14 protein-coding genes and 1 tRNA gene are annotated in these 13,874 nt (G+C 68.8%); all 15 read left to right on the top strand.

Annotated elements, in window-relative coordinates:
• Window positions 1-20: 20 nt before the first annotated feature.
• The 15 genes from tsaD to nuoF all read left to right on the top strand — a co-directional run bounded on the left by tsaD (window position 21) and on the right by nuoF (window position 13,869).
• Window positions 21-1,079 carry a tRNA (adenosine(37)-N6)-threonylcarbamoyltransferase complex transferase subunit TsaD gene (tsaD, locus tag Tfont_RS01475; RefSeq protein WP_143968183.1) on the top strand — a complete coding sequence of 353 codons (1,059 nt, stop codon included), beginning with the start codon at window positions 21-23 and terminating at the stop codon, window positions 1,077-1,079.
• A 202-nt stretch (window positions 1,080-1,281) separates the two neighbouring features.
• Complete coding sequence (locus tag Tfont_RS01470) at window positions 1,282-2,616, top strand: branched-chain amino acid ABC transporter substrate-binding protein (RefSeq protein ID WP_390612162.1); 1,335 nt, start codon at window positions 1,282-1,284, stop codon at window positions 2,614-2,616.
• 37 nt (window positions 2,617-2,653) lie between these two features.
• The gene (locus tag Tfont_RS01465; protein ID WP_143968182.1) at window positions 2,654-3,844 is read left to right on the top strand and encodes a pyridoxal phosphate-dependent aminotransferase; all 1,191 of its coding nucleotides are present in this window, start codon (window positions 2,654-2,656) and stop codon (window positions 3,842-3,844) included.
• Window positions 3,845-3,971: 127 nt separating this feature from the next.
• Window positions 3,972-4,238 carry a 30S ribosomal protein S15 gene (gene rpsO / locus Tfont_RS01460; protein ID WP_068609165.1) on the top strand — a complete coding sequence of 89 codons (267 nt, stop codon included), beginning with the start codon at window positions 3,972-3,974 and terminating at the stop codon, window positions 4,236-4,238.
• A 255-nt stretch (window positions 4,239-4,493) separates the two neighbouring features.
• Window positions 4,494-6,620 carry a polyribonucleotide nucleotidyltransferase gene (gene pnp, locus Tfont_RS01455; RefSeq protein WP_068609166.1) on the top strand — a complete coding sequence of 709 codons (2,127 nt, stop codon included), beginning with the start codon at window positions 4,494-4,496 and terminating at the stop codon, window positions 6,618-6,620.
• A gap of 40 nt (window positions 6,621-6,660) precedes the next feature.
• Window positions 6,661-7,662 (top strand): NAD(P)H-quinone oxidoreductase, encoded by a 1,002-nt coding sequence (locus tag Tfont_RS01450; protein ID WP_068609886.1) that lies wholly within the window; start codon window positions 6,661-6,663, stop codon window positions 7,660-7,662.
• 14 nt (window positions 7,663-7,676) lie between these two features.
• Entirely contained in the window at window positions 7,677-8,426 is a 750-nt protein-coding gene (tpiA, locus tag Tfont_RS01445; RefSeq protein WP_082955455.1) for a triose-phosphate isomerase, read from the top strand.
• Between the two features lie 45 nt (window positions 8,427-8,471).
• The gene (secG, locus tag Tfont_RS01440) at window positions 8,472-8,855 is read left to right on the top strand and encodes a preprotein translocase subunit SecG (protein ID WP_068609168.1); all 384 of its coding nucleotides are present in this window, start codon (window positions 8,472-8,474) and stop codon (window positions 8,853-8,855) included.
• 134 nt (window positions 8,856-8,989) lie between these two features.
• Window positions 8,990-9,074, top strand: a tRNA-Leu gene (locus Tfont_RS01435).
• A 50-nt stretch (window positions 9,075-9,124) separates the two neighbouring features.
• Window positions 9,125-9,484 carry an NADH-quinone oxidoreductase subunit A gene (locus tag Tfont_RS01430; RefSeq protein WP_143968181.1) on the top strand — a complete coding sequence of 120 codons (360 nt, stop codon included), beginning with the start codon at window positions 9,125-9,127 and terminating at the stop codon, window positions 9,482-9,484.
• 57 nt (window positions 9,485-9,541) lie between these two features.
• Entirely contained in the window at window positions 9,542-10,021 is a 480-nt protein-coding gene (locus Tfont_RS01425) for a NuoB/complex I 20 kDa subunit family protein (RefSeq protein ID WP_068609170.1), read from the top strand.
• A 49-nt stretch (window positions 10,022-10,070) separates the two neighbouring features.
• The gene (locus Tfont_RS01420) at window positions 10,071-10,709 is read left to right on the top strand and encodes an NADH-quinone oxidoreductase subunit C (protein ID WP_068609172.1); all 639 of its coding nucleotides are present in this window, start codon (window positions 10,071-10,073) and stop codon (window positions 10,707-10,709) included.
• A gap of 30 nt (window positions 10,710-10,739) precedes the next feature.
• On the top strand, window positions 10,740-11,993 hold the full coding sequence (locus tag Tfont_RS01415; RefSeq protein ID WP_068609174.1) for an NADH-quinone oxidoreductase subunit D: 1,254 nt from the start codon (window positions 10,740-10,742) through the stop codon (window positions 11,991-11,993).
• Window positions 11,990-12,520 (top strand): NADH-quinone oxidoreductase subunit NuoE, encoded by a 531-nt coding sequence (gene nuoE / locus Tfont_RS01410; RefSeq protein WP_068609176.1) that lies wholly within the window; start codon window positions 11,990-11,992, stop codon window positions 12,518-12,520. Before Tfont_RS01415 ends, nuoE begins: the two co-directional genes overlap by 4 nt.
• Complete coding sequence (nuoF, locus tag Tfont_RS01405; RefSeq protein ID WP_143968180.1) at window positions 12,517-13,869, top strand: NADH-quinone oxidoreductase subunit NuoF; 1,353 nt, start codon at window positions 12,517-12,519, stop codon at window positions 13,867-13,869. The genes nuoE and nuoF overlap by 4 nt, the downstream gene beginning before the upstream one ends.
• Window positions 13,870-13,874 lie beyond the last annotated feature (5 nt).

Genomic DNA, 13,874 nt, shown 5'->3' with positions numbered 1-13,874 from the left:
GGAATGCGTACACTGCGTCCATGAAAATCTTGGGGATCGAATCGTCGTGTGACGAAACCGGTGTCGCCCTGGTCGAGGCGGCGCCGCAGGGCGTGCCGCGCCTGCTGGGGGCCGCGCTGCACAGCCAGGTGGCCATGCACCGGGACTACGGCGGGGTCGTGCCGGAGCTGGCCAGTCGCGACCACATTCGCCGCGTGCTGCCGCTGACCGAGGCCGCGATGGCCCAGGCCGGGGTGGCGCTGCACGCCATCGATGCCGTCGCCTACACCCGTGGCCCGGGGCTGGCTGGTGCGCTGCTGGTGGGGGCGGGTGTGGCTTGCGCCTTGGCGGCCGCGTTGGGCGTGCCCGCGGTCGGTGTGCACCATTTGGAAGGGCATCTGCTGTCGCCCTTTCTGAGTGCCGATCCACCGGCCTTTCCCTTCGTCGCCTTGCTCGTGTCGGGCGGGCACACGCAGCTGATGCGCGTGGACGGCGTGGGGCGCTACCACCTGCTGGGCGAGACCATCGACGACGCCGCCGGGGAGGCGTTCGACAAATCGGCCAAGGTGCTGGGGCTGGGCTACCCGGGCGGCCCGGCCTTGTCGCGCCTCGCCGAGCAGGGCGACCCCGCCGCCTTTGCGCTGCCCCGGCCGCTGCTGCACAGCGGCGATCTGGATTTTTCGTTCGCCGGGCTCAAGACGGCGGTGCTGACCCAGGCGCGCAAGCTGGGCCCGGCGCTCGAGGCGCGCAAGGCGGACCTGGCTGCGGCGACCGAGGCGGCCATCGTGGATGTGCTGGTGCACAAGGCGCGTGCGGCGCTGAAGGCCACGGGCTTGAACCGTCTGGTCGTTGCCGGCGGGGTGGGCGCCAACCGCCGTCTACGCGCCCAACTGGGCGAAGCGGCCACGCGCCACGGCTGGCGGCTGCATTACCCCGAGGTTGCCTTGTGCACCGACAACGGGGCCATGATCGCGCTGGCCGCCGCGATGCGCTGGCAAGTGGGTGCGTGGTCGGCCGCGGATCGGGCGTGGGCTTTCGACGTCCTGCCTCGCTGGCCGCTGGAGGCCGTGGCCCTCGCCCCCGACGCGGTGGCCGAGTAGCCGCCCCGGGGGCAGCTCGCTCGCGGCAGGCGCCGTCCGACGGGCGGCGCGACCCGACGATGACCGCTGTCGGCAATGCTTCGTAATTATGAATTACGACCGGGTTTTCCCGCTAGAATCCGCCCCGTACCGGAGAGCGATGCGCGGGGGCAAGCCCGCGCCGCGATCCGGCGAATACGGCACAAAGAAAGGAATCGAACGTATGACGCAGGCATGGGACGCGGGACGGCGGCAATGGTTGGTGCGCGCCGGCGCACTGGGGTTGGCGGGGTGGATGGGGGCAGTGTCCGCCCAGTCCGCGGCGGGGCGCGGGGACGGGGCCATCCGGCTGGCGCTGATCGAAACGCTGTCCGGCCCGTTCGGCAACACCGGCGAGGCGGTGTTTCGCAACCTGGTCTGGGCGGCCGAGCGCGTCAACGCCCGGGGCGGCATCGAAGTCGCCCCCGGGGTGCGCCGGCCGCTGCAGATCGTGCGCTACGACAGCAAGGGGCAGCCGCAGGAGGCGCTGTCCGCGCTGCAAGCCGCGCTCGACGATGGCATCACCCTGATTGCCCAGGGCAACTCGTCCGCGGTGGCGGCGGCCTTGATCGAGGCCATCAACCGCCACAACGAGCGCGAGCCGCAGCGGCAGGTGCTGTTCCTCAACTACTCGGCGGTGGACCCCATTCTGACCAACGAGCGCTGCAGCTACTGGCACTTCCGCTTCGACGCGCACGCGGACATGCGCATGGCGGCGCTGATGAGCGTGCTCAAGGCCGACGCCGAGGTGCGCAGCGTCTACCTGATCGGGCAGGACTACAGCTTTGGCCAGGCGGTGCTGCGCGAGGCCCGGCGCCAGCTCGCCCTGCAGCGCCCCGATGTGCGCATCGCGGGGGAGGAGCTGCACCCGATGGCGCGCATCAAGGATTTTTTGCCCTATGTCACCAAGATCAAGGCCAGCGGTGCCCAGGCGGTCATCACGGGCAACTGGGGCAATGACCTGACGCTGCTGGTGCGCGCCGCGCGCGAGGTGGGCTTCGAAGGCAAGTTCTACACCTTCTACGGCAATGCGCTGGGGGCACCCGCCGCCATCGGCGACGCGGGCATCGGCAAGGTGATTGCGGTGGCGGACTGGTTCCCCAACGCGCCGGGCGCGGAGTCGCGCCGTTTCTACGAGGCTTTTCGCCAGCGCTTCCCCAACCCCGCGGACGACTATTTGCACATGCGCATGCAGCTCATGGTCGAGGCGCTGGCCCAGGCCATCGAATCCGCTGCTCGCACGGGGGGCGCAGCGGGCGGTGCGGCTACACTGCCGGGGGCGGCGCGCATCGCGCGGGCGCTGGAGCAGGCGGACGTCGCCTTGGCCGGGCAGCGCCTGCGCATGCGGGCGGCCGACCACCAGGCCCAGCAGCCGTTGATGGTCGCCGTCATGGACCGGCAGGGCGCCCCCGGCGTGCCGTTCGACGTCGAGGGGTCGGGGTATGGTTTTCGGGTGCTGCAGCGGCTGGACGCCGCCGCGGCCGAGCAACCCCACACCTGCCGGATGACCCGTCCCTGAAGCCGGGCCGCGCGCGGCCCGAAGGAGTTTGTTCGCCATGCGTTCCGTCGTCGCCGCGCTCGAAGAATCCCGCATCCGGGAAGTAGCCAACGCCGGCTTGGGCCGCCCCGATGTGCTGCGCTTCTGGTTTGGCGAGAGCGACGAGGTCACGCCCGAGGTCGTGCGCGCCGCGGCCATCGCGTCGTTGCAGGCGGGCGAGACCTTCTATGCCCACAACCTGGGGTTGCCGGAACTGCGCGAAGCGATTGCCGCCTATATGGCGCACACCCATCCGGCCCAGTCGCGTCAGGCCGCCGATTGGTTTGGCCGGATCGCGGTCACGTCCGGCGGCGTCAACGGGCTGATGCTGGCGGCCCAGGCGCTGGTCGATGCGGGTGACGAGGTGGTCGTCGTCGAGCCGGCCTGGCCCAATCTGGTCGCCCAGCCGCGCATTCTGGGGGCGCGGGTGCGCACCGTGTCGCTGGCGCCGGACGCGTACGGCCACTGGCGGCTGGACCTGTCCGCGCTGCTGGGCGCCATCACCCCGGCGACCCGGCTGCTGGTCGTCAACTCGCCCAACAACCCCACGGGCTGGACGCTCGATGCCCGCGAGCAGGCGGCGATTCTGGCCCACTGTCGCGGCACCGGGACATGGATCGTGGCCGACGAGGTGTACGAGCGTTTGTACTACCCCGATGGCGAAGGCGCCGGCGACGCCGCCTGTGCGCCGAGCTTTCTCGATCTGGCCCAACCCGAGGATCGGCTGATCGTCGCGCACAGCTTCTCCAAGAGCTTTTTGATGACCGGCTGGCGCCTGGGCTGGCTGGTGCTGCCGCCCTCGTTGACCCACGCGCTGGGCAAGCTGGTCGAGTACAACACGAGCTGCGCGCCGGTGTTCGTCCAGCGGGGGGCGCTGGCGGCCTTGCAACAGGCGCACGAGCGGGTGCCGCCGCTGGTGGCGCGCTTTCGACAGGGGCGCGACACCCTGCTGGCGGCGTTGACGGCGCTGCCCGGCGTGCAGGCGCCGCCGCCCCCGGGGGGCATGTATGTGGTCTTCCGCTTGTCCGGGCGGGGCGACGACGACCTGGCCCTGGCCAAGCAGCTCGTGCGGGAGGCGGGCCTGGGTCTGGCGCCCGGCAGCGCCTTCGGCGACGCCGGCCGGGGGTGGCTGCGCTGGTGCTTTGCCAGCCGCGATCCGGCGCGCTTGCAGCAGGGCGTCGACCGCCTGCGGGAGTGGTTGCGGCTATAATGCGCGGCTGCCCTGCGTCGTGCGGGGCACACCACGCCCGCTGCGGCAACGCGCCGTCCCATGGTTGCCATCCCATGGTCGGATCAGCGCTCACCTGCGGCAGGTCGCATGTTTATTCGAGGTATCCATGATTGCTTCCGACGTCAAAGCCAAAGTCATCGCCGACAACGCCCGCGGCCCCAACGACACGGGCAGCCCCGAGGTCCAAGTCGCGCTGCTGACGGCCCGCATCAACGAGCTGACCCCCCACTTCAAGACCCACGCCAAGGACCACCACGGCCGCCGCGGCCTGCTCAAGCTGGTGAGCCGCCGCCGCAAGCTGCTCGACTACCTGAAGGCCAAGGACGCCGACCGCTACGTCGCGCTGATCCAGAAGCTGGGCCTGCGCAAGTAATCGGCGATCGGCCACGTCATCGGGTGTATGCCCGCCGTGCACGCCAAGCGCCCCGGGCCGGCCGTCGGTCCAGGGCGCTTTTTGTTGCATCATGACCGTTTTTCCCGCCTGACGGCCGATCCGGCCTGAGGGCTTTGCGGCCTCAGCGGCCCAGAGCGAAGCTGTGTCATTCCACTGCCGTCCCGTCGTTCGGGGCCGCGCTGGAATGGCATCGTGTTCTGACGCTGGCGGCCATCCTCTCCAGGAGTTGCATCCATGAGCCTGTTTCAGAAACACACCAAGACCTTCCAATGGGGCCGCCACACGGTCACGATGGAAACCGGCGAGATCGCCCGCCAGGCCACCGGCGCCGTGCTGCTCGACATGGACGGCACCGTCGTGCTGGCCACCGTCGTCGCCCGTCCCGAGGCCAAGCCGGGCCAGGACTTCTTCCCGCTGACGGTGGACTACGTCGAGAAGGCCTACGCCGCCGGCAAGATCCCCGGCAGCTTCTTCAAGCGCGAGGGCCGCCCGAGCGAGTACGAGACGCTGACCAGCCGCCTGATCGACCGCCCCATCCGGCCGCTGTTTCCGGACGGCTTCTTCAACGAGGTGCAGATCGTCGTCCACACGCTGTCGCTCAACCCGGACGTCGATGCCGACATCCCGGCGATGATCGCCTCCAGCGCCGCGCTGGCCATCAGCGGCATCCCGTTCAACGGCCCGATCGGCGCCGCGCGCGTCGGCTACATCAACGGCGAGTACGTGCTCAACCCCAGCCCGGCGGACAAGGCCAATTCGCGCCTGGATCTGGTCGTGGCGGGCACCGAGTCGGCGGTGCTGATGGTGGAGTCGGAAGCCGACCAGCTGACCGAAGAAGTGATGCTGGGCGCGGTCGTCTTCGGCCACGAGCAGGGCAACATCGCGATCGCCGCCATCAACGACCTGGTGCGCGCGGCCGGCAAGCCGGCCTGGAACTGGCAGCCGCCGGCGCGCGACGAGGCGCTGATCGCCAAGGTCACCGAGCTGGGCGAGGAGCGGCTGCGCGCCGCCTATCAGATCCGCAACAAGCAGGCGCGCACCCAGGCCTGCCGCGAGGCCTATGCCGCCGTCAAGGCGGGCCTGACGGAGCAGGGCATGGCGTTCGACGAGGTCAAGGTCGACGGCCTGCTGTTCGAGATCGAGGCGCGCATCGTGCGCCAGCAGATCCTGAACGGCGAGCCGCGCATCGACGGCCGCGACACGCGCACCGTGCGCCCGATCGAGATCCGCACCGGCGTGCTGCCGCGCACGCACGGCTCGGCGCTGTTCACGCGCGGCGAGACGCAGGCGCTGGTGATCGCCACCCTGGGCACCGAGCGCGACGCGCAGATCATCGACGCGCTGTCGGGCGAGTACCAGGACCGCTTCATGCTGCACTACAACATGCCGCCGTTCGCCACCGGCGAGACGGGGCGGGTCGGTGCGCCGAAGCGGCGCGAGATCGGCCACGGCCGTCTGGCCAAGCGGGCGCTGGTGGCCTGCCTGCCGAGCAAGGACGAGTTCCCGTACACCATCCGCGTCGTCTCCGAGGTGACCGAGTCGAACGGCTCCTCGTCGATGGCCACCGTCTGCGGCGGGTGTCTGGCGCTGATGGACGCCGGCGTGCCGATGAAGGCGCACGTGGCCGGCATCGCCATGGGCCTGATCAAGGAAGGCAACAAGTTCGCGGTGCTGACCGACATCCTGGGTGACGAGGACCACCTGGGCGACATGGACTTCAAGGTCGCCGGCACCACGCAGGGCGTCACGGCGCTGCAGATGGACATCAAGATCCAGGGCATCACCAAGGAGATCATGCAGGTGGCGCTGGCGCAGGCCAAGGAGGCGCGCCTGCACATCCTGGACAAGATGCAAGGCGCCATCGCCGGCGCGCGCGAGGACATTTCGGCCTACGCGCCGCGCCTGTACACCATGAAGATCAACCCGGAGAAGATCCGCGACGTGATCGGCAAGGGCGGCGCCACCATCCGCGCGCTGACCGAAGAGACCGGCACGACGATCGACATCGCCGAGGACGGCACCATCACCATCGCCTCCACCGACGCCGATCGCGCGGCCGAGGCGCGCCGCCGCATCGAGGAGATCACCGCCGAGGTGGAGGTCGGTCAGATCTACGAAGGCCCGGTGACCAAGATCCTGGACTTTGGCGCCCTGGTCAACATCCTGCCCGGCAAGGACGGTCTGCTGCATATCAGCCAGATCGCGCACCAGCGCGTCGAGAAGGTGTCGGACTTCCTGCAGGAAGGTCAGATCGTCAAGGTCAAGGTGCTGGAGACCGACGACAAGGGCCGCATCAAGCTGTCGATGAAGGCCCTGCTGGACCGTGGCGAGTCGGCCGCCCAGCAGCAGCAACAGCAGTGAGCCGGGTTTGGCCGGCAGGAGGTGTCCCGTGGCCCCGCTGATGCACGCGATCGAGATTTCCGCCTACGGGGCGCCGGACGTGCTGCGCCTGGTGCAGCGTCCGCGCCCGGAGGCAGGCGAGGGCGAGGTGCGCATCCGCGTCAGCGCCTCGGGCGTCAACCGGCCCGATGTGCTGCAGCGGCGTGGCCAGTACGCCCCGCCGCCCGGCGCGCCCGATCTGCCGGGGCTGGAGGTGGCGGGCGTCATCGACAGCGGCGATGTCGAGGCGATGGAGGCCGCGGGCCTGCGCATCGGCGATCGCGTTTGTGCGCTGGTGGCCGGCGGGGGCTACGCGGAGTATTGCGTCGCCCCGATCGGCCAGTGCCTGCCCGTCCCGCGCGGCTGGAGCGATGTCGAGGCCGCGGGCATTCCGGAAACCTTCTTCACCGTCTGGAGCAACGTCTTCGACCGTGGCCGCCTGCAGGCCGGTGAGACCCTGCTGGTGCAGGGGGGCTCCAGCGGTATCGGCGTGACCGCCATCCAGATGGCGCGCGCCATGGGCGCGCGCGTGCTGGTGACGGTCGGCTCGGCCGAAAAGGCCGAGGCCTGCGTGCGCCTGGGTGCCGACCACGCCATCCTCTACCGCAGCCAGGACTTCGTGGCCGAGGTGGCGCGGCTGACGGGCGGGCGGGGCGTCGATGTGATCCTCGACATGGTCGCGGGCCCCTACGTCGCGCGGGAGATCGACTGTCTGGCCGAGGACGGGCGGCTGGTCATCATCGCGGTGCAGGGCGGCACCGAGGCGGCCTTCGACGCGGGCAAGGTGCTGCGCCGGCGCCTGACCATCACCGGCTCCACCCTGCGTCCGCGGTCGGTCGCGTTCAAGGCCGCCATCGCGCGCGAACTGCGCCAGCACGTCTGGCCGCTCATCGAACGCGGGGCCATCCGCCCGGTGGTGCACCGCGTCTTTCCGGCCGGGCAGGCGGCGCACGCCCATGCCCTCATGGAGAGCAACCAGCACATCGGCAAGATCGTGCTCGACTGGTCGGGTGCCGCGGCCTGACGCCGCGCAGGAGGATTGGGGTGCGCAAGCTGATCGCGGGCAACTGGAAAATGCACGGCAACCTGGCCGACAACGACGCGCTGCTGCGCGCGTTGCGCGACGGGTTGGCGGCCGGTGCGCGCGCCGATGTGGCCGTGTGCGTGCCGGCGCCGTATCTGGCGCAGGCGCAGGCGTTGTGCGCCGGCGGCCCTGTGACCTGGGGAGCGCAGGACGTCTCCGCGCACGAGGCCGGCCCCTACACCGGCGAGGTGAGCGCGACGATGCTGCGCGACTTCGGCTGCCGCTGGGTCATCGTCGGCCATTCCGAGCGGCGCCAGTACCATGGCGAGACGGACGAGACCGTGGCCCGCAAGGCGCAGCGGGCGCTGGCCTGCGGCATCACCCCCATCGTGTGCGTCGGCGAGACCGAGGCCCAGCGCGCGCAGGGCGACACCGAACTGGTCGTCAAGCGCCAGCTCGCCGCGGTCATCCATGCCGTGGGCCATTGCGTCACCGAAATCGTGGTTGCCTACGAGCCGGTGTGGGCCATCGGCACGGGGCGCACCGCTACGCCGGAGCAGGCCCAGGCGGTGCACGCCGTGCTGCGCGCGCAGCTGCGGGCGGCGGCCTCCAGTGACCGGCGGGTGCGCATCCTCTACGGCGGCAGCATGAACGCGGGCAACGCGGCCGCGCTGCTGGCCCAGCCCGACATCGACGGGGGACTCATCGGCAGCGCCTCGCTCAAGGCCCATGAGTTCCTCCACATCATCGCGGCGGCGCCCTGAGCGGGGCGCACCGATCAGATTGCTTGTCAACTTTCAGGAGTGTTCATGAACGTGCTGTTCACGTTGTTGATGGTGGTGCAGGTGCTGTCCGCGCTGGCCATGATCGGTCTGGTGCTGGTGCAGCACGGCAAAGGCGCCGATGCTGGCGCGGCGTTCGGGGGCGGGGCGTCGGCCAGCCTGTTCGGTGCGTCGGGTGGCGCCAATTTCCTGTCGCGCAGCACGGCCGTGCTGGCGACGGTCTTCCTTGCCTCGACGCTGGCGCTGGCCTTCATGGGCTATCAGCGCCCCAAGGCTGCCGGCGCCGGCAGCGTGCTCGAAAGCGTGCCGGCCGTCCCGCTGGCACCGGCCGCGCCGGCCGCCCCCGGCGCTTCGGGTGCCGCCCCGGCGCAGCCGCCGGCAGGGGGCGCTGCGCAGATTCCCGGTCAGTGAGGCCGCAGTCGCGGGCCGCCGCGCCCCCGTGCCCCGGAAAGGGGAACTTTTCCGGGTACAATCCCTGACATCGTCGATGCACGGTTCGCAGCTGGAGTGGTGCAGCCAAATCCAGCGCTCGACGATGCCCCATTGCCGACGTGGTGGAATTGGTAGACACGCTATCTTGAGGGGGTAGTGGCGAAAGCTGTGCGAGTTCGAGTCTCGCCGTCGGCACCAATCCAGATACCGATGAAGCGCCCGCAGGGCGCTTTTTTCCGGAGACGCCCGTGAGCCTTGAGCAGTACCTTCCCGTATTTCTGTTCATTCTGGTGGGCTTGGGTGTCGGGGTACTCCCGCAGGTATTTGGCTACCTGCTCGGCCCCAATCGTCCGGATCCCGAGAAAAACTCCCCCTACGAATGCGGCTTCGAGGCCTTCGAGGACGCGCGCATGAAGTTCGATGTGCGCTATTACCTCGTGGCCATCCTGTTCATCCTGTTCGATCTGGAAATCGCCTTTTTGATTCCCTGGGCGGTGGCGTTTGCCGACATCGGCGTGACGGGCTTTTGGGCGGGCGTGATGTTCCTGATGATCCTCGTGGTGGGTTTCGTCTACGAGTGGAAGAAGGGCGCGCTCGACTGGGAGTGAGTCGGCGCGAAAGGCAGCACGGCGGGCGAAACGGCAGGCAATACCTGGGAGCGACAGATGATCGAAGGCGTGTTCAAAGAAGGCTTTTTCACCACCAGCTACGACGCCGTGGTGAATTGGGCCAAGACCGGATCGCTGTGGCCGATGACGTTCGGGCTGGCGTGCTGCGCGGTGGAGATGATGCACGCCGCGACGGCGCGCTACGACATCGCCCGCTTCGGCGCCGAGGTGTTTCGCGCCAGCCCCCGGCAGTCCGACCTGATGATCGTCGCCGGCACGCTGTGCAACAAGATGGCGCCTGCGCTGCGCAAGGTGTACGACCAGATGGCCGAGCCGCGCTGGGTGCTGTCCATGGGGTCGTGCGCCAATGGCGGCGGCTACTACCACTACAGCTACTCGGTGGTGCGCGGCTGCGACCGCATCGTGCCCGTCGATGTGTATGTGCCCGGCTGCCCCCCGACGGCCGAGGCGCTGCTGTACGGGATCATCCAGTTGCAGCACAAGATCCGCCGCACCAACACCATTGCCCGTGTCTGACGGGCAGGCCCCGCGCGGTGCCTGAGGAGGAGTATCGATGACCTCGACGATGCAAGCCGCCGGCTGGGCGGCGCTCGCTTCCCAAACCGTCCGCCCGGCGGACGAGGCGGTGCGCGATGCCGTGGCCGCCGCCCTGGGCGAGCGGGCCCAGAGCGTGACCCTGTCCCGCGGCGAGGTGACCGTGGTGGTGCCGGCGTCGCAGTACCTCGAGGCCATGCAGACCCTGCGCGATGCCCCGGGTTGCCGCTTCGAACAACTGCTCGACCTGTGCGGCGTGGATTATTCGACCTACCGCGACGGCGCGTGGGAAGGGCCGCGCTTTGCCGTCGTGTCCCACCTGCTGTCGGTCAGTCTGAACCAGCGCGTGCGGGTGCGCACCTTCTGCCCCGACGACGACTTTCCGGTCATCGACTCCGTCACGTCGGTCTGGCCCTCGGCCAACTGGTACGAGCGCGAGGCCTTTGACCTGTTCGGCATCGTGTTCGAGGGGCACGCGGATCTGCGCCGCATCCTCACCGACTACGGCTTCATCGGCCACCCGTTCCGCAAGGACTTCCCCCTGTCCGGCCACGTCGAGATGCGCTACGACCCCGAGCGGCGGCGCGTCATCTACGAGCCGGTCACGATCGAGCCGCGCGAGATCACCCCGCGCATCATCCGCGAAGACGCGTACGGGGGGCTGCACTGACGGGCCGCGCGCCCCGAGGGTAGATCCGTCATGGCTGACATCAAGAACTACACCCTGAACTTCGGTCCGCAGCACCCGGCCGCGCACGGCGTGCTGCGTCTGGTGCTGGAGCTCGACGGCGAGGTCGTGCAGCGCGCCGACCCGCACATCGGTTTGCTGCACCGCGCCACCGAAAAGCTCGCCGAGCACAAGACGTTCATCCAGTCGCTGCCGTACATGGATCGGTTGGACTACGTCTCGATGATGTGCAACGAGCACGCCTACTGCCTCGCGATCGAAAAGCTGCTGGGCATCGAGGTGCCGATCCGCGCGCAGTACATCCGCGTGATGTTCTCGGAGATCACCCGGTTGCTCAACCACCTGATGTGGCTGGGTTCGCATGGCAACGACTGCGGCAGCTCCACCATCCTGCTGTACTGCTTCCGTGAGCGCGAGGACCTGTTCGACATGTACGAGGCGGTGTCCGGCGCGCGCATGCACGCGGCCTATTTCCGCCCGGGCGGGGTCTACCGCGACCTGCCGGACACGATGCCGCAGTACAAGGTCAGCAAGATCCGCAACGCGCGGGCGCTGGAGGAGCTCAACCAGAACCGCCAGGGCTCGCTGCTGGACTTCATCGACGACTTCACGCAGCGCTTCCCCAAATATTTGGAGGAGTACCACACGCTGCTGACCGACAACCGCATCTGGAAGCAGCGCACCGTTGGCATCGGCGTGGTCCCGCCCGAGAAGGCGCTGGCCATGGGCATGACCGGCCCCATGTTGCGCGGCTCCGGCATCGCCTGGGATCTGCGCAAAAAGCAGCCCTACGAGGTGTACGACCGGCTGGACTTCGACATCCCCGTGGGCAAGACGGGCGACACCTACGACCGCTACCTCGTGCGCATGGAGGAGATGCGCCAGTCCAACCGCATCATCAAACAGTGTGTGGACTGGCTGCGCGCCAACCCGGGCCCGGTCATCACCGACAACACCAAGGTCGCGCCGCCCAAGCGCGAGGCGATGAAGACCCACATGGAAGAGCTGATCCACCACTTCAAGCTCTTCACCGAAGGCTTCCACGTCCCCGAAGGTGAAGCCTACGCGGCGGTCGAGCACCCCAAGGGCGAGTTCGGCATCTACCTGGTCAGCGACGGCGCCAACAAGCCTTACCGCCTGAAGATCCGCGCGCCGGGCTTTGCCCATCTGTCCTGCCTTGACGAGATGGCGCGCGGTCACATGCTGGCCGACGCCGTCGCCATCATCGGCACCATGGACATCGTGTTTGGAGAGATCGACCGATGAGCACCGAATCCCGCACCGTCGAGCCGATGGTGCTGTCCGAGGCGACGCTGGCCCGGTTCGCGCGCGAAGTCGCCAAATACCCGGCCGATCAGCGCCAGTCGGCGGTGATGGCGTGTCTGGCCATCGTGCAGCAGGAGCAGGGTTGGGTCAGCCCGGCCGCCGAGCGGGCCGTGGCCGACTACCTGGGCATGGCGCCGATCGCCGTGCACGAGGTCACGACCTTCTACAACATGTACAACCAGCAGCCGGTCGGGCGCTTCAAGCTCAACGTCTGCACCAATCTGCCGTGCCAGTTGCGCGACGGCGCCAAGGCACTGCAGTATCTGGCCGACAAGCTGGGCATCCGCCCGGGCGAGACCACCGCCGACGGCACCTTCACCCTGCAGCCCTGTGAGTGCCTGGGGGCCTGTGCCGATGCGCCGGTGATGCTGGTCAATGACCGCCACATGTGCAGCTTCATGACGACCGAGCGGCTCGACCAGCTGGTCGATGGTTTGCGCGCCACGGCTGCGGAGGGCCAGGCATGAACGTCCACCAACTCCTGCAGCAGTTTTCGGCGACCGGGGTGCAGACCTGTTTCCACGGCCGCCACATCCAGCCGCAGATCTACGCGGGCCTGGACGGCACCAACTGGCGCCTGAAGGATTACGAGGCGCGCGGCGGCTACCAGGCGCTGCGCCGCATCCTGGGCAAGGACGGCGGCGAGGGTTTGACGCCCGATCAGGTGATCGCCGAGGTCAAGGCCAGCGCCCTGCGCGGGCGCGGTGGCGCGGGCTTCCCCACCGGCCTGAAGTGGAGCTTCATGCCGCGCCAGTTTCCGGGCCAAAAGTACCTCGTGTGCAATTCGGACGAGGGTGAACCCGGCACCTGCAAGGACCGCGACATCCTGATGCACAACCCGCACATCGTCATCGAGGGCATGGCGATTGCGGCGTATGCCATGGGCATCTCGGTCGGCTACAACTACATCCACGGCGAGATCTTCCAGGTCTACGAGCGCTTCGAGGCCGCGCTGGAAGAGGCCCGTGCCGCCGGCTACCTGGGCGACAACATCCTGGGCAGCGGCTTCAGCTTCCAGCTCCACGCCCACCACGGATTCGGCGCCTACATCTGCGGCGAGGAGACCGCGCTGCTCGAGTCGCTGGAGGGCAAGAAAGGCCAGCCGCGCTTCAAGCCGCCGTTTCCGGCCAGCTTTGGCCTGTACGGCAAGCCGACCACCATCAACAACACCGAGACGTTCGCCGCGGTGCCCTGGATCATCCGCAACGGCGGTCAGGCCTACCTGGAGGTTGGCAAGCCCAACAACGGCGGCACCAAGATCTTCTCGGTCAGCGGGGACGTCGAGCGGCCCGGCAACTACGAAATCCCCCTGGGCACACCGTTTGCCAAGCTGCTGGAGCTGGCGGGCGGCGTGCGCGCGGGGCGTCAGCTCAAGGCGGTGATTCCGGGCGGGTCCTCGGCGCCGGTGCTGCCCGCTTCGATCATGATGGACTGCACGATGGACTACGACTCCATCGCCAAAGCGGGCTCCATGCTGGGGTCGGGCGCGGTCATCGTGATGGACGACACGCGCTGCATGGTCAAGTCGCTGCAGCGGCTGAGCTACTTCTACATGCACGAGTCCTGCGGCCAGTGCACGCCCTGCCGCGAGGGCACGGGCTGGCTGTGGCGGGTGGTCGATCGCATCGAGAACGGTCAGGGTCGCCCCAGCGATCTCGACCTGCTCGACAACGTGGCCGAAAACATCATGGGCCGCACGATCTGTGCGCTGGGCGACGCGGCGGCGATGCCGGTGCGCGGGATGATCAAACACTTCCGCCACGAGTTCGTCCACCACGTCGAACACAAGACCTGCATGGTCCCGGCCTACGTCTGAAGTGA

Source organism: Tepidimonas fonticaldi, from assembly GCF_007556755.1.
Lineage (GTDB): Bacteria > Pseudomonadota > Gammaproteobacteria > Burkholderiales > Burkholderiaceae_C > Tepidimonas > Tepidimonas fonticaldi.
The sequence above is the reverse complement of the archived record's forward strand: the minus strand, read 5'-3'. Positions and strand labels throughout refer to the sequence as shown.